This window comes from Hyalangium gracile (assembly GCF_020103725.1).
Lineage (GTDB): Bacteria > Myxococcota > Myxococcia > Myxococcales > Myxococcaceae > Hyalangium > Hyalangium gracile.
Genome location: NZ_JAHXBG010000030.1, coordinates 79,842 through 100,910, shown reverse-complemented (window position 1 = coordinate 100,910; position 21,069 = coordinate 79,842). Strand labels below are relative to the sequence as shown.

General features: G+C 65.3%; 16 protein-coding genes. 6 read left to right on the top strand and 10 right to left on the bottom strand.

The window, feature by feature from the left end; all coding sequences use genetic code 11:
• Positions 1 to 248: 248 nt before the first annotated feature.
• Complete coding sequence (locus tag KY572_RS39785; protein WP_224248958.1) at positions 249 to 3,974, bottom strand: hypothetical protein; 3,726 nt, start codon at positions 3,972 to 3,974, stop codon at positions 249 to 251.
• Between the two features lie 349 nt (positions 3,975 to 4,323).
• Here KY572_RS39785 and KY572_RS39780 point away from each other — a divergent pair, with 349 nt between their 5' ends.
• Positions 4,324 to 6,273, top strand: a complete 1,950-nt coding sequence (locus tag KY572_RS39780) for a hypothetical protein (protein WP_224248957.1) — start codon at positions 4,324 to 4,326, stop codon at positions 6,271 to 6,273.
• A 93-nt stretch (positions 6,274 to 6,366) separates the two neighbouring features.
• The gene (locus tag KY572_RS39775) at positions 6,367 to 9,465 is read left to right on the top strand and encodes a tetratricopeptide repeat protein (RefSeq protein ID WP_224248956.1); all 3,099 of its coding nucleotides are present in this window, start codon (positions 6,367 to 6,369) and stop codon (positions 9,463 to 9,465) included.
• A gap of 162 nt (positions 9,466 to 9,627) precedes the next feature.
• Here the strand turns inward: KY572_RS39775 and KY572_RS39770 are convergent, their stop codons facing one another.
• Positions 9,628 to 11,172, bottom strand: a complete 1,545-nt coding sequence (locus KY572_RS39770; RefSeq protein WP_224248955.1) for an FAD-binding oxidoreductase — start codon at positions 11,170 to 11,172, stop codon at positions 9,628 to 9,630.
• Between the two features lie 204 nt (positions 11,173 to 11,376).
• Here KY572_RS39770 and KY572_RS39765 point away from each other — a divergent pair, with 204 nt between their 5' ends.
• Both KY572_RS39765 and KY572_RS39760 read left to right on the top strand, forming a co-directional pair.
• The gene (locus tag KY572_RS39765) at positions 11,377 to 12,588 is read left to right on the top strand and encodes a hypothetical protein (RefSeq protein ID WP_224248954.1); all 1,212 of its coding nucleotides are present in this window, start codon (positions 11,377 to 11,379) and stop codon (positions 12,586 to 12,588) included.
• 26 nt (positions 12,589 to 12,614) lie between these two features.
• A complete protein-coding gene (locus KY572_RS39760) occupies positions 12,615 to 13,700 on the top strand; it encodes a trigger factor (RefSeq protein ID WP_224248953.1) in 1,086 nt (361 codons plus the stop codon).
• A 40-nt stretch (positions 13,701 to 13,740) separates the two neighbouring features.
• On the opposite strand, the gene KY572_RS39755 is transcribed toward KY572_RS39760, so the two are convergent.
• From KY572_RS39755 to KY572_RS39720, 8 genes are all read right to left on the bottom strand, one after another.
• Positions 13,741 to 14,754, bottom strand: a complete 1,014-nt coding sequence (locus tag KY572_RS39755) for a hypothetical protein (protein WP_224248952.1) — start codon at positions 14,752 to 14,754, stop codon at positions 13,741 to 13,743.
• Between the two features lie 27 nt (positions 14,755 to 14,781).
• The gene (locus KY572_RS39750; protein WP_224248951.1) at positions 14,782 to 15,234 is read right to left on the bottom strand and encodes an ABA4-like family protein; all 453 of its coding nucleotides are present in this window, start codon (positions 15,232 to 15,234) and stop codon (positions 14,782 to 14,784) included.
• A gap of 231 nt (positions 15,235 to 15,465) precedes the next feature.
• Positions 15,466 to 16,134 carry a 50S ribosomal protein L3 gene (rplC, locus tag KY572_RS39745; RefSeq protein WP_224248950.1) on the bottom strand — a complete coding sequence of 223 codons (669 nt, stop codon included), beginning with the start codon at positions 16,132 to 16,134 and terminating at the stop codon, positions 15,466 to 15,468.
• 134 nt (positions 16,135 to 16,268) lie between these two features.
• A complete protein-coding gene (locus KY572_RS39740) occupies positions 16,269 to 17,042 on the bottom strand; it encodes a coiled-coil domain-containing protein (protein WP_224248949.1) in 774 nt (257 codons plus the stop codon).
• A gap of 56 nt (positions 17,043 to 17,098) precedes the next feature.
• A complete protein-coding gene (locus KY572_RS39735; protein WP_224248948.1) occupies positions 17,099 to 17,569 on the bottom strand; it encodes a hypothetical protein in 471 nt (156 codons plus the stop codon).
• Between the two features lie 63 nt (positions 17,570 to 17,632).
• Entirely contained in the window at positions 17,633 to 18,697 is a 1,065-nt protein-coding gene (locus tag KY572_RS39730) for a HupE/UreJ family protein (RefSeq protein ID WP_224248947.1), read from the bottom strand.
• Between the two features lie 36 nt (positions 18,698 to 18,733).
• Positions 18,734 to 19,291, bottom strand: a complete 558-nt coding sequence (locus KY572_RS39725) for a hypothetical protein (protein ID WP_224248946.1) — start codon at positions 19,289 to 19,291, stop codon at positions 18,734 to 18,736.
• Positions 19,288 to 19,443, bottom strand: coding sequence for a lmo0937 family membrane protein (locus KY572_RS39720; protein ID WP_224248945.1), 156 nt, complete (start codon positions 19,441 to 19,443; stop codon positions 19,288 to 19,290). The genes KY572_RS39725 and KY572_RS39720 overlap by 4 nt, the downstream gene beginning before the upstream one ends.
• A gap of 300 nt (positions 19,444 to 19,743) precedes the next feature.
• Here KY572_RS39720 and KY572_RS39715 point away from each other — a divergent pair, with 300 nt between their 5' ends.
• Together KY572_RS39715 and KY572_RS39710 are read left to right on the top strand one after the other, a co-directional pair.
• Positions 19,744 to 20,484 (top strand): lytic transglycosylase domain-containing protein, encoded by a 741-nt coding sequence (locus tag KY572_RS39715; protein WP_224248944.1) that lies wholly within the window; start codon positions 19,744 to 19,746, stop codon positions 20,482 to 20,484.
• Positions 20,485 to 20,703: 219 nt separating this feature from the next.
• Positions 20,704 to 21,033: an STAS domain-containing protein gene (locus KY572_RS39710; RefSeq protein ID WP_317987962.1), complete on the top strand. Its 330-nt coding sequence runs from the start codon at positions 20,704 to 20,706 to the stop codon at positions 21,031 to 21,033.
• Positions 21,034 to 21,069: the final 36 nt, after the last annotated feature.

Below are 21,069 nucleotides of genomic sequence, written 5' to 3'. Positions count from 1 at the left end.
GACGGCATTGTTAATTCGATGGTTTTTAACGGTCGTGTCGACCGTCGGAGCGTCTAATTCAAGAAGAATCCGCCAGGTCATGCGCCGGAAGTAGGGAACTCAGGCTCACGATGGAGGGGCACCCGACCGTCATTTTCTTCATCGGATTGCGGCTGCCGTTCACATGAAGAAGTGGTTCGAACTCTGCCCTAGTTGTCGTAAGGCGAGAGACGACATGCAAGGCGGGATTCATGGCTAGACATTGCTCACTAGCCCAGAGGCAAGCCCTCGCTCTGGAGCTGCCTCAGCGACAGGACAGGCATGGGGAGATGGACGAGTAGCGGGGATATGAGTTCCTTATCGAGGACGACGACTCCCTGAACCTTCCATTTCTTCCCCTTCGCTGCGGGCAGCCCGAAAAGCGCCAGAACCGCCTCTCGATGTTTTCGGAGCCATTCCACCCGTTCCATGTGTCGGTCGATAGCTGCGGGACGGTCGCCGCGCGCATGGAACGTGCTCTCAAGTTCGATCGATAACTCAACGGGAGTACGTGCCATAGCGAGGCACTTGGTTTCGACGGCGACAATGTACCAACGGTCCGGGATCGCCACCAACACGTCGATATCGCCCAGATCTTCTCCATTGTCGCGTGCAAACTTGAGAGAGCCGACCTTCGCGACTCTGGGCCGAACCAAGTATCCAGGCATGCCCGCCAGAACCTTCGTCACCGTGTCATTGAACCCGCGACCCCACCGGTTGTTCAAATGTCCGTTGCAGCGCCGCATCTCGGGCGTGCGCGCGCGCAGCTGACCATCCACGCAGATCCGCTGAAGATACTCTCCCGCGACGGTCACGGCCCGGGTGCCCCAGATCACCTCCTCGACGTCGCGCTCACGATACAAAAGCAGCGGCTTGCGGAGATACGAAAGCGCGCGGTTGAATCGCCAGGGGTACACATCCTCACGGCTAAATGGAGCCGGCGGAGACAGGAAGGCCTCCCGTGGAGGTAGCGCGAACAGTTCGAAGGCGAGCCGCACCTTGTCGACCGTCCAGCCCAGCCTCGCCGCCATTTGTGACATGAACCAGCCGAGTTCACAGCGCTTCGGCTCATGTTCCATCTCCAAACCGACGTTCATGACCTCGACTAGAAATGCGAAAAGTTCGGATAAGGTGAAGCCGAACTCCTTCAGAGCCGCGTCATCGATCCTGCGAATGAGCGCGGGCGCTTCGCCCTCGCCAGATGGCTCCTCGACCTCTTCCCAGCGCTCAGGGAACGAGCGAATGCTCGCGTCGATTTGACCTAGCAGGTGGCTCCCGAGGAATTGATCTCGCGCCTTGTCATAGGTCCTCCAATCAATGCCCAATCGACCGGAGCGAAGCATGTCGACCCGAACGTCGCCGAGTTTGTAGTACACCATGTCGCTCGCAAACCCCCAATTGAAGACCATGGACGCCAGCGAGATCAACCGGTCGTAGACGCTGAAGCTCATAGGCCGCAGCCCCTTGGGAGGACACGCTGTCGCAAATTCGATAAGAAACCGACTAGGCAGCCACGTGCTGTTCAACTCCGGAACCTCTTCCACGAGGCGCTGAACCATTGCCGTTTGGGTCGCAAAGCAGGCCATTCGCGTGGCGGCAGAGAAATCCTTGTCGCGCCATTCACGAATGATGCTCTCGTTTTGCGCGACCAACCAGTTCAGCAACTGCACTGGCTGAAGTGTGGAGATCAGCCTCTTCAGCGCATCGAAGTAGTACGCCACGGCATCTCGGAGCACCGCCGACACGATTGATTCCGGAATCGGCCCAACCCGGAGGTTGTACTTCTTGGCTACGACGTTCGCCATGCCATCCAGTAGTTCATCATCGTGCGACCGATGTAGCTTCCGATAGGAAGGCAAGCCATCAGCCATTAGGTCGAAGGCAAGCCTCTTCGGTACGATGACCATCTTTTTCTTCAACCCCAGGGGGGCATGGACGTCGATAACTTGAGCCAACTCCTCGCGCGCCAAACCGGACGCCTCGACACCATTCCTAGCCAGAAGCTTGGCGATTCCCGCCAGAACGGAGATCATGAGGTCGCGCTCGCCCCGATTGTCCGGGCCCGCCATCAGGGTCAGAAGTCCCGCGTACAAGCGGAGAGTAAGCCGCGTCGGTCCGGTGACTTCGCACGTAATCTCATCCTTGGGCAATTGCGACTGCACCCCCTCGTCCGCTCGGAACCAAGTCTCACCGGGCTGAAGGTCGACCTCTATCTGGATTTCTTGGACCGGCGCGCAGCGCTCAAGCATCTTCGCCAACACAGGAGTAAATTGCCAGATCCAGTAAGCGATCGTGTCCGCGAAGTTGAACTGAAGCGAGCGATAGCGTTTGTCCGCCGTCTGCTCCGGTCCAGTCACCCAGATGGGCAGCGGGAGTCCTTCGACTAAGAACATCGCTCGTTCCCTAAGCGGAAATGGGACGTATGTCGGGATGGAGCGATCGTCTGCGGAGAGGGTTACCTCACCGAAGCCGGACGTGCCAGGGAAACGGACACCGTGCACGTCACGTTTCTCTATGACTTGGCGCCGAAGTTCCTCCGCGAACCCCGCCTGTACACTAAGCATGTGGGGCTGCCATTCGTCAGAGGCGTAATAACTGTACTTGTTCTTTCTATACATTGCGAACTCATCGAGCACCCCCCACACGAAGATGTTCGTTCTGCCCCGAGTCCATTCACGTGCACGCACAAAATCATACAGCGCAAGTTGGTGCCCCATCTCCAGTTGGGCGATGATCTCCAGTTCCGCCGCTGACATCAGGAGAATGGGAGCCTCGATAGAGGACACGCCAGAACGAAGCCCCATACTGGCCATGAGCCCAGCGCTGTGAATCACGATCACATGAAGGATCTCGTTGGGTGGTGTCTTCTGTTGCATCACCGACGACTCCACGCAACGGAGCCGCTGCATCACCACATCCTCTAGCGAATCAGGGTTCCATGTGCCAACGATGGGTTGTCCCTCGTAATCAGCTAAAGAATTGGTTGCAAGCATGACAGACAAGATCTTATCGGTATCGAATTGAAAGAGGCGATCCGAAGAGATGAGCCCTCCCTGAGTCGTTGTACTCAACGGAAATGGGGCAGGCCGAGCGCTCATGAACTCGAATGAGTGATCGACAGAATCGAGGATCGCAAGGTGGTAGCGCTTGGCGAGTTCTTCGGAGCATCCTGCCTTGGACGCTTCTGACAAGATGTGATGCCGGAGCGCGGCCAAGAGGGCATGAGGCGCTGCGACCACGATCGTGTCGCCGCAGTCCACAAGCGGCTGTGGAAGCAGAGGATTTAAGGATGGATCAACGGAGTCAAACCGGATTTCTCCCCACTTGGCCATCAGAGGCACCAGGATGGAAACGCCGTCCTCAATGTCGGACAGAAGCTGGCTCAAATCCTCCTGCGTGAAGGCCACGGCACGCCTGAGTTCCTCGAACCGGGCTGATGGCGGAATCGTCACACCCGTCCCCTCATGCGACGCGAAGGTCCCCCGGGTCACTCCCGCTCGTTTGGCGACGCAATCACTGATTCGAAGCACGGCGCCACAGATCTGGCGCATCGAATCAGCGAAAGCGATATCGGGAAAATCTCGCGCGAGAAACATCGCCTTCAACAGGTTTCGAATGATGTAGGCCGATTCGTCAAAGGAGCCAGGAAATACCCTGAATGAGCCTCCGTAGAACACGATCTCCTCGACGAGCGGGTAGGCGAACGGATCTTCGCTGGGCGCCACTGCTGCTACTAGTTTAGAATCGTTCAGCCACGTACCCCAGCGATGTGGCGTCATCCGAGCGCCGTCCCGCTTAGGCGGCATCGAGGCCACGAGAGCTGCCGCAGCCTCCAACCTGAGCACACGATCCACGTTCTCCCGCATCAACTGGAGCCCGGCAGTTCCCGACAGGAGTTCCCAGCCGTTGTATGCGTTCAGCGACTGTGCCCATCGATTCATCTCCACTTCGCTCATGGTCCCCCTCGTCTCGCTTACTGCCACCCGGCCGGGAATCACCGAGCGATTTGGTGGAGAAGATCGCATGTCCGTACCCACCCCATCGAATTCAGTGGCTTTCCACGGCACCCTTCCGAGTTGTCCATAGTTCCCACCTGTCCACCAGCGCCACTTTCGTCTAGGAGTCTGTCAGGGAATCCCAACAACCCACTATAGGATGAGTGGTGCGATCTTTGCATACCGCTATGGATCGTATGTAGGAGCCAATCTCAGGCAATACCCCGACACGCCCCTAACAGGGCGAGCGAGCAGCCTTGCTAGAAGTGCTCGACGTCCGAGGGCTCCAGGTGGATGCTGCCCGACTCACATGCAAAAGACGCTTCGCACCCGTGTCCTTGAGGGAGACCTTAAGGGACCGTCACAGAAGGGCTTCGAGCCAGAGCAGTGGCTCTCCGCGCTTCGTGCCATCCCATCCCCCAGTCTGGAAGATCTGCGTCTGTTCGCGGCAGCACTCTGGTTCGACTCCCAATTTGAGGGGCTACGCGCGTATTTCGAGGCAACCCCCGTGCCCCCAGGCCGTCCCGATCAAATCATCCGGCGCGCGGTTGGACTGGTCAACCGTGAATGCCTGACGGTGGCGGAGACCGTCCAACGAAACCTTGCCGCGACTCGTGGCACGATCACGCAGCGGGATATAGTGGAGAGCAGGATTTCTCTCGCCGGGAATGTGAACGTGGCCCCCGCCGAGGCTACAGTGGAGGGAACCGTGGACGGGCTCCGCTTCGAGCTGGCGGCCTTGACGGCGAGCACTCCGCGCACCTTCGCTAACGAGCTCGACGGGCTGGGACAGCTGCGCCAGATGTTCCTGCGGCTCAATTTCACGATCGCCTATCACGGGCTTGAGGAGGACTGGATGGAGTGTCTTCATCACGATCTGGCGGTGGAGATGCCGGAGGATCAGCCTACCCAGCTGGTTCCTCGTGACCTTGAGCGTGCCAGTGCGCGTGCCCTCGGCTTGGATCGGGAGACCATGCTGGTACAGGAAATGATGCAGCACGGCATCGAGGGACTTCGCAAGTTACCCCGCGTGCTTGACGCCATCCTGCGCCGAAAGGCCATCCGCTTCAGGAAGTTGAGCGGAAAGGTTCACGTCGGAGAGACCACCGAAGACATGGCGGTTCAGATCCACCTCTGGCGGATGGTCGCGAGCGAGCCCGATCTCGACCCACACGCGAAAGAGCCCTTGGAGTCGCTCGGTGGGGTGACGCTCCTCGAGATGCTGGAGGCTTGGGCGGCCCTCGTCCCCCTGACTATGGACATTGCCTCTCGCATGCCCCGAATCCCCCTCACCCACCCAGCGCAGTTCGAGGAGCTTGCCCCACTCATCCCAGTACGAGCGCTGGTTGCCGCACTCGCCAAGGCCACCGGTCTCGCGGACGAGCGGTGCCGCACTATCATCGATGCGCTCACGTGGCGGACAGTCCGTGACAGCCTTTGGTTCAGGCCCCTTGTGAGTGTCGGTCCCGAGCACCGGGTCATCGTGCTTGCCGCGCTCCAATCCCCCAATCTGCGGCGTTCGCTCGAGTACTGGATGAGCGAAGGAGGATGGGATTTGGGAAAACGCGGCACCTCCTACGAAGACCATGTCCGGGCCTCGCTCGCGAAGAAGATAAAGGGCAAGCCGCACTGGAACTTCTCCGGGGTTGTTCCCCACAAACTCCAGCCCCCCGATTCCTCCGTGGGCGACCTCGACCTAGTGGTGTGGATCGGCAACAAGATCCTGGTGGGTGAGATCAAATGCTTCCGGCGGCCGGCCACGTCGCATGAATGGTTCCTGCATGAGGAGCGCATCCGCGACGCCGTCAAGCAGCTTCAGGGCAAGGTGAAGTATGTCCGCGAAAACCCAGCCTGGCTCGCCGACGAGGTGAACAAGGTAGGTGGCAACGTGGATCCGGCGGCGGTCTCGATTGAGTGCTGCGTGGTCTTGAACTCGGCGCTCGGGTCCCTGCAGATCATCGACGAGGTGCCCATCGTGGATACCTACATCCTGAACCGGTACTTCAATGAAGGGCGCGGTGAGATCCTGGTGAGCACGGAGCCGGTGAAGACAAAGACGGTGGCGTTCTACAATTCGCAGGATGAGGCCGCCGAAAAGCTCGGTGACTATCTGCGCCAGCCGCCGCATCTTAGCTTCTACAAGAAGCTGGTCACTCTCGATGAACGCAGGCAGCTTGACTTCACGAAACCAGGGCAATGGGTTTCCAGGCGCTACGCCATCCTTCGCACTATCAGCAAGAGCGGCGGCGGAGCTGGATGAGGAAATCGTCTGGCCCCTAGCTGCTCGTCTCCTCTTTCGGGGAAGGGCACCAGGGCCCATGATGCGCCGCACTTCCGGAAGGTGGAGCAGAGCATGGCATCGTCCCTCCTATTCGTCCGTGTGCTAACTCTCCTAGCGATCAGCGCTCAGCCCCAGGGGTCTGCCACGCCCCTACAGCAGGCGAAAGTGGCAGCCGCAGAGGGCCGGCTGTTCGTCCCTGGGGGGGCTCTGGATATCGTGGGCAGTGCCCAGCCACAAACCGATGAGCTGCTCCAATATAAGGAGGCGCTTGAGGAACTGCGAAGCGGCGAGATGCGCTTCCGCTACATCTATACAACAACCGATGGAACTGGAACTGCGGAACTCTTGGCCCATCTCAAGGCTTCCAAGAAGCTGGAGAACCAGCCGGAACTCCTCGCCCACGTTTACCGGCTCCAGCGTTGGCAAGCGGACCTCGAAGCCCTCCGGAAGGCAGCCAGCGAGGCCCTGAGCCGAGGAGACCTCGCGCAAGCAATGCTGCTGTACGAGCAAGCCCAAGTGCAACCGCTCGCCCAGACGGCCCTCACGCCCAAGCTAAAGGAGGAGATCGAATTCGCGGCCGCAGCCTACAACACGGCTCGTGCGACCTATGCAGCTGGCATGACTGATGCTTGGTTGAAAGGGTTCTCGGAGGTCCGCGCGGCCGCAGCCGCCGGCCGAATGTGGACGGATACTGGTAAGGACGGCAAGCCGGTGGACGGAGCGTCCGAGTTGCTCCAGAAGACCCTGACGGCCACCATGCCCACCCCCGGCAACGCTCCCGCCCGGCTCATCCTAGGCCGGTACCAGGATGCGCTCGCTGAGATCCGGCGGCAGGAGAACCTGATCAAGCTTGCCTACGGCGCGCATCAAAGCATCGCAGAGATGCTGACCACACTGAGGGGTTCCAGCAAGCTCAAGGACTTTCCAGAGCTGATCGCCTACGTCTACCACCTGGAGAAATGGAGCACGGACTACAACGCACTCCGCGCGAAGGTGAAAGCTGCCGTCGACTCCCGAAATTTTGAGGAGGCCAAGAAGCTCTATGCCGAGATGGAGCCTCTCGCGCAGGGCGTACCAACCCTCATCGAGGAGATTGCAAGCGGCAGGGCAATGATCGAGGAGCAGGATCATCTCATCCTATCGCTCTGGCACTGGCTCAAGGAGGTTGTGGCTCCCTTTAAGACCCCAGTGCTCGTGTTGCTCGGGGTCATCGTCCTTCTTCTGCTGGTATCCCTGCTGCTGCAGTGCAAGGCGTGGATCCAGCGCCTCTTCCTGAAACGGCGGGAAGACTCTGAGCTGGTGATCTACGACCTGAGCGACGAGGCGAGGCCCGGTGCGAGTGAGCTGCAGATGGCGAGGCTCAAAGTCTGCTTCCAGGAAGTTGCCCTCCAGCCCACGGTGCCGGTAACCGGACACGAGGCGAACCTCGGCGAGGCGCTGCCCCAGTGGGACTCCACCGCTTATGAGAGCCTCAAGGACTTCGCGCAGTACCTGGGCGATGAGCAGAAGGTAACTGTCGGGCCGCTGTCGGTCCCAGCCAAAGCGCTTTGGAACATCCTCGCGCAGCTTGCTTTTAAGCAGCGGCGCTATCAACTGACGGGGGTCGTCTCCGTGGAAGGCGGGAACATCCGGGTGTTCATCCGGAAGTTCGACAACGCGACCGGGAAGGAAATCGGCCGCTGGACCGCGATAGCCACAGGGATCACTGCTGCCGCCACCAACGACGCCTTCCGGCAGCTTGCACTCAAGCTCGCGCACCAAAAGTTCCCGGCAGACAAGCAGATGACGAAGAGTCCCGATGCCTTCGCCGCGTACTATCAGGCGCTACTCGTGATGGATGGTGTCCTGCCGCAAGATGACCGGGCGCAAGCTCTCAAGAAGGCCCGAGACCTTTTGCAGGCGGCCCTGGCCCATGATCCGCGGATGGCGCACGCCAAGCTGAAGCTGGCGATCGTCATGCGGAAGCTGCGCGAGCCCGAGGTCGCCCGCGCACTGCTGGAAGAGCTGCCCGAAGGGCAGCTCTCGGACGAGAAGAAGTATCACTCCGCACTGCTCCAAGCTCAGGGACGATGGCTCGCCGCGCTCAGGGGCGCACACAAGGTCTTCAAGGAGCTAGCAGCGCACGAGGGAAGGCTCGCGCTGGACGCAAAAGCCTGCCTCTTGGAGGTCTGCGGGAAGATGCGAACGGGGAAGTCCACGCGGCACCAACTCACCGCCGAGGAATCCGCCGATTTGGATGCACAGATCCGGGAGTTGGAGGCCTTCTTCGAGAAGAGCACTCCTCCGAAGGGCGTCACCGAGAAGGAGTTCGCTCCAGTGCGCGGCTACGCACTCTATGTCATGGGCCGGCGACGTCTGGATCAGGCCGAGTTGATGGAGTTCTCTTCCGAGCAGTTGCAAGAGGCACGTTCCAAGTTGGAGAACGAGTTGCCGAGCCTTTCCCCGGAAAAGCTGGACTCGCGAAGCCGGGAAGCGCTCCAGCGGGTGGTCCGAAAAGATAGCGAGGCGCTCATGCAACGCGCGCTCACCTACCTGCCCGACCTCATCGCAGCGCACACCTGCTTGGCGCGAGTGTACCGCCAAGCGAACTGGCCACGCTGGGAGGAGTACGCCGAGCGCGCGCTCAAACGTGCCTCCCAAATCAACCCGGATGACCCGCTGGTGAACGAGGAGTACGGCTTCTACTTCGCCTCTCGAGAGCCAACGGACCACGACCAAGCAGCCGATTACTTCAAGAAAGCGGCGGAACGGCGGCCCTCGTCCCGGTTCGAGTGGGGCAAGATCCTAGCGCGGAAGAACGAGCCGATGGTAGGTATCGAGCGAATGTGGGAGGCCATCCGCATGTTCGACGGCAACGTCCAGCCCTCGTACTTGGGGGATTTGGTTCAGTGCACGCTCCAGGCGGGGCTCGCTCTGCGGAAGGCCGCCGAATCAGGCGTTGCCGGAGGACAGCCCTCGCTCACGAGCGTGGAGGACCCGGCCAAGGCCTTGTTGGAGCAGGCTCGGGAGGCCCAAAACTGGCTCGCAATCAGGGAAGAGAAGCTCAAGAAGGATAATGAGACGCGGCAAAGCCCGACGGTGGCAAAGCTCATCGAGGACTACGCTCGTGTTCGGCAGGAAGTCACCGAGCGCATCCAGCAGGTGGCGCCGTGGCCATCTCCTCATGCATAGGACGGAGCGCACGAAAAGCATTCGACCTGCCTGGGGCTTTGCAATCCAGGATGGGCTGAGTGGCGTCAAGCGAGGAGTGTTCTACCGGCCGATGATCCGGCGCAGTTGATCCTTCTTACCCTGGAATCTGAAGGGTCCGTGCGCACCGCATCCAGTTTGTCGTCATCGAACAAGACCTTCGTCATCAATGGCCGGCAGGTAGCGCCCTGGCGCCAGGATGCCGTGCGGATCCAGCGCTGCCTTGAGCGCTCCCAGCACCCGCGATGAGTCGTCTTCCGCAGTGGCCATGAGCACCGGCGCCTGGATGCCCAGGCGTGCCGGGTAGTAGCCCGCCTCGTTCATCGCCTTCTGGAGCGCCTCGTAGCAGGCCAGGGCTCGCGCATCCTCGCCCTCCACCTTCCGGTCGTACGCCAGGGCCACCACCAGGTACGCGCACCGCGGAACGACCCCCAGCACGCACAGGTTGGGCTCGAAGCCGTACTCGAGCGGCAGCGGCTCGGCGATCGCCAGCGCCCGCTCCACGTGCCCTCCCTTCATCGGCACCGCGCACGACAGCCACACGAACCCGCAGCCATCTCGGTCCGGATCCGGATCCGCTGGCATCGGCGTGCGCTGCCGCCAGTACATCATCCGCAGGTTGCGCGCCGAGGGCACCCTCCGCAGCGCGTCCTGCTCCACCTCTTCCTCCCGGTAGCACGTCAGCGTCGGCAACACTCCCTTGAGCACCGCCTCCGCCCTGCCCCACGCCGCCTGTACCTGCTCCTCGCTCGGCGCCTGCAGCAGGAAGCTCAGGTGCCACGACCCCAGCCCCTGCTCCTCTCGCAGCCTCTGGCGCAGCGTCTCCGGCAGCGGCGTCCGTCCCTCCGTCGCCTCCCACGGGTACTGCCCCAGCACCGAGAACATCTTGAAGTCGTTCCACAGCGAGTACGCCTCGCGCAGCGTCCCCTCCAGCCGCAACAGCCGCAGCCGATCCACCACCTCTCCCAGCTGCGACGCGTCCTCCAGCGCTCCCGAGACGATCCGCACGCTCGTCGCCCGCGGCGCCAGCCAGAACGTCATCCGCGTCACCACCCCCAGGTTCGACTGGCTGAACAGCCCGTCCAGCCCCGGCCCAGGCCCCCAGCGCAGCACCGGCGCCGCGTACGCCTCCGGGTAGCGCCCCAGCCCCGTCCGCAGCAACTCCCCCGTCGGCAGCACCACCTCCAAGTCACAGACGAACTGGAAGATGTCCCCGTGCGGCCCGCCCCCGTCACCCCGCTCCAGCGCGTTGCCGATCAGGCTCGCCTGCGGCGGCCCGCCAATCGTCGCCAGCTGCAGCCACGACTCGCGCTCCTCCAGGAACGCGTGCGCCTGCGCGAACGTCACCCCCGGCTCCACCGTCAGGTAGGCCAGGTCCTCGTCCCAGTCGAGCACCCGGTTCATCCGCCCCAGTTCCAGCACCACGCTCCCCGTCCGCGCCGGCACCCTCGAGCCATACCCGTAGTTGCGCCCCCCACTTACTGGAAAGACGGGCACTCGCATCGTGTGGGCGATGCGCATACATGCCTGCACCTCTTCCCGGCTCCCGGGCCGAAGCACCGCCGGCACCCGCTGGGTGGTGGCGAACGTCGCCCGCTCCACCTCCGCCAGCGTCCCCGCGTCCACCCGCACGTGCTCGGCGCCAATCGCCTGCCTCCAGGCCTCCAGGGCTTCTTCCAGACGCTCCATGCCGCCTCCCACCCCGGCGGCGGGAGAGGGCTCCGAGCGCTCTCCCCCCTCCCGAAAAGTCAGGAGGAAACTTCCCGCCGTGTGCGCGCGATAACTCCATCAGCCCTCACAATTTCCGGCAAGGCCTGTTTTGCCGGACCGACATCGTTGTAAGAATCTCCACCCGCTTCGCGCCTCGGCCCCCCGGCCGCCCAGGAGGCTCCCATGTCCTCGCCCATCGACAGCAACCGTCCTCGTCCGCTCACCCGCGCCAACACCGCTCCCGTTCAGCGCACCGAGCCTCGGCCCCAGGTGCAGCGCACCAACTCCGCTCCGGCCAACCAGGTCCGGCCCCAGCAGGTGCGCGACGGCATGGACACCCGGGCCGCTGGCGCCCGCTCCTCCATCGCCTCCAGCGCGGGCAGCTTCTTCAGCAAGCTGAAGGACGCCGCGAAGAACTGGCACGCGGGCGCCGTCGCCAACGCCACCAAGGAGGCGGTCGCCTCGGGCGTGGGCAAGCTCGGCGTCCTCAAGAGCGCTGGCGGCGTGGCCGGCGGCGTCTTCGGCATCTACAACGGCGTGAAGAACTTCGCCGAGGGCATCAAGAACGGTGACGGCCACCAGATCGCCGGCGGCGCCCTGGCCGCCACCAAGGGCGTGCTCGGCACCGTCAAGGGTGGCCTGGCCACCGCCGCCGCCATCGAGTCCAAGCTGGCCCTCAAGGGCCTCGAGAAGGCCGCCCTGGCGGCCGTCGGCGATGGCTCCAAGCTCACCAAGACGATCGCCAAGTCCGCCGCCGAGGCCGTGCACCTGGGCAAGGACCTGACCAAGCTGGACGTGCTCGGCCACGCCGCCAAGTCCACGGGCTTCCTCGGCAAGCTGGGCACCACGCTCAAGTCCGGCGCCGCGGGCCTGCTGGGCAAGCTGCCCGGGAGCACCGCCGCCAAGCTGGCCGGCAAGCTCAACTCCAACATCATCAAGACCGGCGCGCTGGCGCTCGGCGGCAACGCCAAGGGCGTGGCCACCGCGCTCAAGACGGCGGAGACGGCCACCAAGGCCGCCGGCGCCGCCGCCAAGGGCGCGGGCACCGCCGCCAAGCTGGCCGGCCGCTTCGCCCCCGGCCTCAACGTGGGCATCGCCGCCCTGGACGTCGGCATCGCCATCAAGACGATCACCGACCCCAAGGCGAGCATCGCCTCCAAGGTGACGTCGGGCATCACCGCCCTGGGCTCGGTGGCCGCCGCCACCAACATCCCCATCGTGTCCCAGGTGGGCGCGGCCGTCTCCATCGCCTCCACCGCCGTGGGCGCCGCCATCGAGAACTTCGACGCCATCAAGGAAGGCGCCAAGAAGGTCGGTTCGGCCATCGCCGACGGCGCGAAGAAGGTAGGATCGGCCATCGCCGACGGCGCGAAGAAGATCTTCAGCGGCTGGTAGTCTCTCGGCGCCAGGGAGCGCACTGAATGGATTCCAAGAAGAGCCCGCCCACCACACCCTCCGGCAAGAAGCCCCTCGAAGTTCCCCTGTACGTCCCCCCCGCCAAGCAGGCGGCTCAGGGCAAGGAGGTGCAGCTGCCGGAGGTCGTGAACGCCCCTTCGTTGGAGGGACTGGAGATCAAGGTCCCCGCCCCGGAGGGCTTCACCGCGGAGGAGGTGCAGGAGCGCTTCCTGGAGCTGGCGCGCCCCTTCGCCACCGAGCGTGCACGTCTCCCCACCGAGCAGATCGCTTGGGGGGATGAGGTGCTGCTCAACCTTGCGGGCTACTCCAACGGCAAGCTCATTCCGTTCAGCGTGAAGACGGACGTGTGGATGCCGCTGGAGCCCGAGCCCCTGCTGCCCGGGCTCTACGAGGCCATTGCGGGCCAGGTCCCCACCGAGGGCATCGTCGTGGACATCACCCTGCCGGACGACTACCCCGTGGAGTCGCTGCGCGGCGCCCCCGCGCGCTTCCTGGTGCACATCCAGGCGGCGCGCGAGGTGAAGTACCCGGACCTGGAGAGCCCCGAGTTCCTCGAGGCTTTCGGTCGCGGCAAGACGATCGAAGAGGCCACCCAGAGCGTCGTCCAGCAGATGGCCGACGAGCACGCCCAGCTGCTGCTGCTCCAGGCCCGCCAGATGGTGCTCGGCGAGGTGGCCCGGCGCACCGAGGTGGACGTTCCCCCCGAGCTCATCGACGAGGAGATCCGCCGTCGCTGGGGCGCCACCGAGGGCGCCTCGGTGGCCGAGCTGAACTTCACCGACGAGGAGCAGGAGGAGTCGCTCAACAGCTGGCTCCAGGACGAGGAGATGCGCGCGGAGGTGGAGCTGCGGCTGCGCATCGGCCTGGCGCTCGGCGCCATCGTCAAGCGCGACGGCCTGAAGCTCACCCCCGAGTTCGTGGACAAGGTGCTGCGCGACGAGGCCGAGTCCCAGGGCCTGGCTCCCGCCGACGTGGCCGCCGCGTTCAAGGCCGACGCCCAGGCCCGCGCCCGCCTCGAGCAGGTGGCCATGCACCTCATGGCGGTGGACTACGTCATGAAGCGCGCGAAGATCGAGTTCGAGGGCGCCTGAGTCCGCCCCTCACGCTTCGTCGCACCGCGGCCCCCGCGCATCACCCGCCCGTGAGGGCCGAAGGAGTGCTCTGCGGCCCCATCGGCTCCATCCCCCGCGCTGGCTGGCTCCGCGTTCGTGCGAGGCTGACCGCGAACGTGGCGAGGCTGGCCAGGACCACCAGCGACAGGCTCGCCGCACCGATCGCGTCCCAGTGGATGATGGGCTGGCCGCGCAGGGCCTGGAGCGCGGTCGCCAGCGTCAGGCCGAGGTAGACCACGCCCGAGGCGCGGACCAGCGCCAGCCGAAGCCCCTCGGAGTGCTTCCGCCGACGCCCGAGCAGCACCGCGAGCAGCGGCAGCACCTGCATGCCGTGCAGCCCGAGGAAGTGCGCAGGCCGCATGTCACCCGCGGTGGTGCTCCAGCCCACGACCGGCAGCCCCGGGCCTCCATCCTGGCCACCGATGGTGTGCGAGCCCGCCTCCATCGGCTGCTGCCCTGTCTTCATGTTCTCGATCTGCGCGGGACGCGGCGTCGTCATGAAGAACCCCAGCCCGGCGCCCACCACCCCCACCAGCAGGCCCATGCGCAGCGCCGAGCCCAGCGGGCGATCCGAGAGCTTCGCCCTCAGCAGCGCGACCCCGAGCACCATCATCGTCACCCACAGGACCGTGATGGTGATGCCCATGGACGAGAAGATGAAGCCGTCGAACGGCGTGGCGACGTTGAAGTGGCTGCGCACGCCCCGCGCCGCCTGGAGCGTGATGGCGACCATCTCCAGCACGCCGCACGCGGACAGGATGGCTCCCACGACGCGCACGAACCGGCGGCGCTCGGACAGGAAGCTGAGCAGGTACAGGACGGTGACGTTGTAGATGGCCAGCGAGACGTAGAACTTCGTCGGCTTGAGCCAGAGGGGCTCGCCCAGCAACTGGCGCGAGTCGATCAGCAGGCCGAGCGTGGTGAACACGGCGCCGAGCACCATCACCACCGTGCCCACGGCGAGCGCGGGTGAGAGCGCCCAGGCCTTGCGCCAGAGGCGACCCAGGGAGGAATCGGAAGCGTTCTTGGACATGACGGTTCTCCGGGAAGCGAGCTGGAATCAGTGAGCGGGCTCGGGCAGCGGCGCGACGGCGGGCCGGAAGCGTCGAGACACCAGCCGGACGAGCGCGTAGGCCAGGTAGCCCACCGGCCCGAGCATGAAGGTCAGCAGCAGGCACGGCACGATGAGCAGGTGCGGGATGCCCCGGCGCTGCGCATCCGCGAGCACCACCCGGCCCACCATGAAGTCGAACGCCAGGTAGTGGATCCACCCGGCCAGCAGCATGCCGGGACGCTGCAGCGCCGCCCCGATGTGCTCCAGCGTGTCGAACTCACGCAGCAGGCCCGGCAGGTGGGGCGCCACCAGCACCAGGTAGAGCACGCCGATGCCCAGCGGCAGCGCGTCGCTCTCCAGCACCCACCGCGTCACCCGAGAACGCGGAAACAGCACCATCGCCAGCCACCCCAGCAGCACCGGCACGTTCAGCACCTTCAGGATCAGCTCTTCATTCATGGGCCACCTCGGCAGGGCGCGGGCACTTCGTGTCCGCCCATCATGTTGACGATGTAAACACGTCATGTTTCCACTGTCAACACCCAGGGCGCACTCCGTGCGGCGCAGCGCCGGTCAGCGGGCCTGCGCAGCAAGGGAGCGAATCACGGGAGGGTCGGAAAAAGCGAACGCCCCGCCTGGAACCCTCGAGGGCTCCAGCACGGGGCGTCGGTACCGCGGCGCCGTCAGGGACTAGCGGGCGGCCTTGTGCTGCTCGCGCATCGCAACCTTGATGGCGGGCTTCACGTAGACGATGGCCTCATTGTGGCCGGGGATGGCGCCCTTGACCAGCAGCAGCCCCTTCTCGTCGTCCACGTCGACGATGGTCAGGTTCTGGGTGGTCACCTGCTCCACGCCGTAGTGGCCCGGCATCTTCTTGTTGGGGTAGGTGCGGCCCGGCGTCTTACGCTGACCGATGGCGCCCGGGTGACGCTGATACTCGTGCGTACCGTGCGTCTTCGTCTGCGAGCCCTTGAAGCTCCACCGGCGCATGACGCCCTGGAAGCCGCGGCCCTTGGTGGTGCCCGTCACGTCCACCAGCTGCCCCTTGGTGAACATGCTCGCCTTGACCTGGTCGCCGACGTTGAACGTCGCGGCGTCCTCGGGCGTCACGCGGAACTCCTTCAGGTGCCGGCGCGCAGGGGCGTTGTTCTTCTTGAAGAACCCCTTCTGCGCGTTGGTCAGCACCTTCTCGCGAATCGCGCCGAAGCCCAGCGTCACCGCCGAGTACTGATCCTTCTCCGGCGTCCGCTTGCCAACCACCTGGCAGGTGTTCACGTCGATCACGGTGACCGGGACGAGGTTACCTTCCTCGTTGAACACCTGGGTCATGCCGATCTTCTTGCCAATCAGACCCTTCACGTCATCCTCACTGCGAGCGCCCGTGGCGCAGAAAACCCAATGAAATCCACTGCCTGGCCCATCCCGGGCGGCAGGAAGCGGCGCAATCTAGCAGACACGCCCCTCGCGTCAAGCACCGATAGCAGAACGTGCCCTTACTGGGCGCGATCGAGCCGGGGGTAGAACGGCGCGAGCTGAGCATCCGAGATGCGCTGCTTATAGACATCTTCGCCGAGCAGGAACAACGCCTGATCCAGGTAGTCTTCCGCGGCCTGCAGTTCTTCCTCCTTCTGGGCGATTGCCTGGTCGAGCTCGGCCATGCGCTCCTTGTGGGCGGACTCGCGCTCCTCGCTCTCGTCCTCCATCTCCAGCATGCGCTTGTGCGCCAGGATGCCTTGCGCGCCGGGCTGGCCGGGCAGCGGGGTGAGCGCGTTGTTCAGATCGTCCTGGATGGCCTCGATGTCGCGCTGCTGGCGCATCAGCTTGAGGCGGTTCTTCTTCAGGTTCTCGCGCGCGGTGGCGATGTCCATCGGATCCCGACGCGTCATCTCCATGTCGTGGATCTTCGCCTCCTGCTTCCTGAGGCTGTCGGTGCCGTAGCGCACCTCCGCCTTCTTGGAGGACAGGTTCTTGCGCATGTCCTTCACCTTGCCCTCGATGGCGTCCACGGCCTTCTTGTACTTCTTCACCGTGACGAGGAGCTCGGCGCGCTCCTGCTCCTGCTGGGCGAGGAAGTCCTGGTAGGCCGCGTCCTCGTCGTTCATCTCCTGCTCGAGCGCCGCCAGCTCGTCCCGGCGCGCCACCAGCGCCTCCTCGGCGCGGTAGACGCGGTCCATGGTGCGCGGGCAGTTGGGCTTGCCCGGCAGCCGATCGCGCGCCAGGTCGCCCAGCTGGAAGATGAGATCGTCGTAGCTCTCTGCCTTCGCCATGGGCGCATTTCTACGCCCAAGGCGCGTGGCCTGTCAGCAGGAGTGCGGGCCCAGGCCTAGGAATCGGCCGGAGAGGCGGCCGCCGAGTCCCCGAAGCCCACCGCCGGCAGGGTCCCCTCGGCCAGGGAGAGCAGCTCGCGGGAGCGGTCCTGCTCCTCGGTCCGGTTGAGCTCGCAGACCCAGGCGGAGGACAGGTCCGCGTGCTGGCGGGCCATCTCCGCGGTGGACTCATAGCGCGCCGCGGCGGTGCGGGCGAACGCCCCCTCCCTGCGCAGCTCCAGGGCCAGATCCGAGCCCACCTCCACGTCCTCGGGCGGCACCGGCAGCGGCCCTCGGCCCAGCGCGGCCAGGCGAGCCAGCAGGCGAGAGGCGTGGGCCCGGCAGAACGCCGCGAGCACCATCAGACGCGCCCGCGCACGCGGATCTCCGACGCGCTCGGCCAGCGCCGTCATGCGCCGTGCCGAGACCACCTCGGCCTCCCATGCCGCGGCCAGTGCGGCCGCCAGGCGAGTATGCCTCGCTCCCATCTGCGTCCCCCTTCTCCCTACCTTCGACCTTTCGCGGCAAGTTAGGGATGGGTTCGCGGGGATTCAACCGACGCGCTCCACGAACCACCACGCGCCGGAGCAGAGGATGACGGTGGAGAGCACTCGAACCGTCCAGAGATTGACCGTCGGCCGGCGCTGGATCAGCCGCATGAGCGGCAGCAGGGCCATGACGATGAGGGCCTGCCCCACCTCCACGCCGAGGTTGAAGCCGAGCAGGCCGGACACCACCTGCTCTCCCAGGCCGTAGGAGCTCAGCACGCTGGCGAAGCCGAAGCCGTGCACCAGCCCGAAGAGGAAGGTGATGAGGGCGCGGTGGCGGTGATCGCGCCGCACCAGGTTCTCCACCGCCACATAGATGATGGAGACGGCGATGGCGGCCTCCACCCAGCGGGCCCGCGCCGCGTCCAGCAGGATGAAGCCCAGCGCCGTGGCGCCCAGCGTGAGCGAGTGCGCCACCGTGAAGGCCGTCACCATCCCCAGGATCTGCCGCAGGCGCCCGCCCACCAGCAGGAGCGCCAGCAGGAAGGCCAGGTGATCGATGCCCTCGAAGATGTGCTTCATGCCCAGCTGGACCCAGCCGCCGAAGCCCCGGGTGAGGCCGCGCGAGCTCGAGGCCCCAGGCTCGGGGATGTCCAGGCTCGGCCGGAGGGCATCCGCGAAGAGCTGGCCTCCCTCGCCATAGGCCCCCAGCACCACCCGGTAGTTGGACGGCAGCAGGCTGAGCACCGTGTACGTCTGCCGCAGCGGCCCCGGCGGACAGTGGAAGACGGCGCGCAGCTCCACGAACGTCTCGCGCACCAGCGCCGAGTGCTCCTGGCGCGTGCACGGGGCGCCGCCCGCGGTGAGCGGTAGCGCGTCCCACAGCCCCACCTCCAGCGCGGGGCGACGCGCGTCCAGATCCGCCTGAGAGACGGAGCCATTCCCGTCCGCGTCCGCGGGCAACAGCAGGCTCAGCGTGCTGCCCGTCATGGTCAGCACCGCCCGCACCTCGGGCCCGCTGGCCTGGGAGCGCTGCACCCGCGCGTAGATGATGTCCGCGTCGTGCGCGTGCGCCACGCCCACGGCGAGCACCAGGGCGAGCGGTACCCCGAGTCGAGCCATCCGCATGCGGCGGACAGCCTGCTTCGAGCCGCCGGGCCCCGTCTACTCCTGGATGAACTCCAGGTGGACTTGCTGCCGGCCGCTCAGCCCCCCGTGGTGTGCCCCGCAGCGCGGGCAGTAGAACGGGCCGTCCCAGTCCCACAGCGCCTTCACCTCGTCGCTGCAGCACACCAGGTGGATGGGGCGCAGATCCTCCGGCTCGTCCGGCATGCCCTCCGGCAGCGCCTCGGGCGCCACCGCCACGAAGGTGGGCCGCGGGTTCTGCCCCAGCGTGCGCGAGACGTGCGCCAGCTGCTCGTAGCGCACGTGGTTGGCCAGCCCCCGGGCGAGCGACTCCAGATAGGCCACGTGCTCTCGCACCAGCCACTCGTCCGCGTCGGCCTGGTGGCCGCAGTAGAAGCACGTCCACGCGGGCACCGACTCGTAGCCCTCGTGCGGATTCTCGAAGGGAAAGAGCGTCACCAGCCGCCGGTGCAGCGCTCGCGCGTCGAAGCGGCTGGGCCGCGTCTTGAAGATGCGCTGGCAGCTCGGACACTGCCGGCGGATGAACCCGGAGGAGTCCCTCGGCAGCTCGACCTCCAGACTCTGCGTCGCGCTCATGCCGACAACCGCCGCCCGCGCTGAGCCACCGCCACCGTCAGGGCCACCATCGAGAAGAGCAACAACAGGTGAACCCAGTGTCCCTCCGTGGAGCCGGTCGTCATTCCCAGCGCCCACAACACGAAGAGGATGATGCTCATCGTCCAGAACACGCCGCCCGCCTCCTGGCCACACACGCCCGTCGGATGCCGGCCAAGCTAGGGAGGCTTGCTCGCCACGGCAAGTCCTCGAGACGGGAGCGCCAGTGCTTTCGACAGCCTCGTCGTGGGTAAAGCCCTTCCACATCCGGGCATTTCTACCGCCCTTCCCCGCCCCCTCCCGGCCCTCCATGCCTCCGCGAGTTCCCTGGATCTTAATGACATAGGGACACGCTGGGGACGCTGGCACGCCGGGTGCTTGAGCACGGCGCAGGTGTCGAGGGGCGCGAGTTCGGGGCGCAGGGGGATTGCAACATGAGGCGGTGGATGGTGGCGGTAGCGGCGGTGGGGTTGTTGACGGGGGCGGCGGCGGTCCCCAGCTTCCCGTTCCAGCTCCCGGAGGGGTCGGTGGTGGAGTCGCCGGAGCTCGCGGAGCTGCGCGTGCTGCTGGCCGAGCGGGAGGCGGCGCTGAAGGAGGCGCAGACGCGGCTGCAGGAGTACCAGGACGAGGCCCACTACCAGGAGGCGGTGCGCCTGGGCGTGACGGATGCGGTGAAGGCCTCGGGGCTGCCGGTGCGCCAGCAGCGCCGCGTGGCGGTGGCCATCATCCGCGAGGCCCAGCGCAACAACGTGGACCCCATGCTGGTGATCGCGCTCATCCGCTGCGAGAGCTCGTTCAACAACTACGCGGTGTCTCACGTGGGCGCCATGGGGCTGATGCAGGTGATGCCGGACACGGGCACCTACCTGGCGGACAAGGCCGGCTTCCGGCTGGGCCGCTCCACCAACCTCTTCGACGCGGAGACCAACATCGAGCTGGGCACCGCGTACCTGGCCAACCTCATCGAGCGCTTCGGCTCGCTGGAGCACGCCCTGGTGGCCTACAACGCGGGGCCGGGCATGGCGAAGAAGATCCTCGCCAAGCGCGATGTCCGGAAGAAGTTCATCGCCGGCTACCCGACCAAGGTCGTCCGCGAGTTCCGTAAGCTCAAGGAGCGCCAGGAGCGCGAGCTCACCCTGCGTGCTCAGCAGCAGACGAACCAGACCCAGGGCTGACCGCTGCGCAACACCCCTTCCGATGGATTGCGGACAGTTCGCGCAAATCTTTCCGGGGGGGGCTGCAAAATCTCCTGCTTTGCGCGAATTGTTCCGGCCGCACGGGATTCTTCCTTGGAATTTCCAAGGGTTCGATGGGTCCTGGTCGGCCCGGAAAATGCAGCAAGCACCGTGTCCGTCCGTGGGACGGCACGCTCACCGATTCGGCGACAAGGGGAGATGACAATGATGGCGGGGCTGCAGATCCACCAGGAAGAGCTTGCGGGGCGCATCACCCTCCGGCTCGAGGGGACGCTGGACTGGCGCACGGCGGCGCAGCTGCGTCACTCGCTGGAGGCTCTGGGCCCTCGCGAGGTGATGCTGGACTTCACCCACCTGCGCGAGTTCAAGGACACGGCGGTGGGGGTGCTGACCCAGAGCCTGCCGGCGCACCAGAAGGTGCAGTTCCGCGGGCTGGCGGGGCACCACGAGCGGATGTTCCGGTATTTCGGGGTGAGCACGGGCTCCGCGCCGCGCGCCTACTACACCCCGGAAGAGATTCTGGCCTGAGAGTCGCTCGCCCGGGCAGCGAGCGGGCCTGAAGGC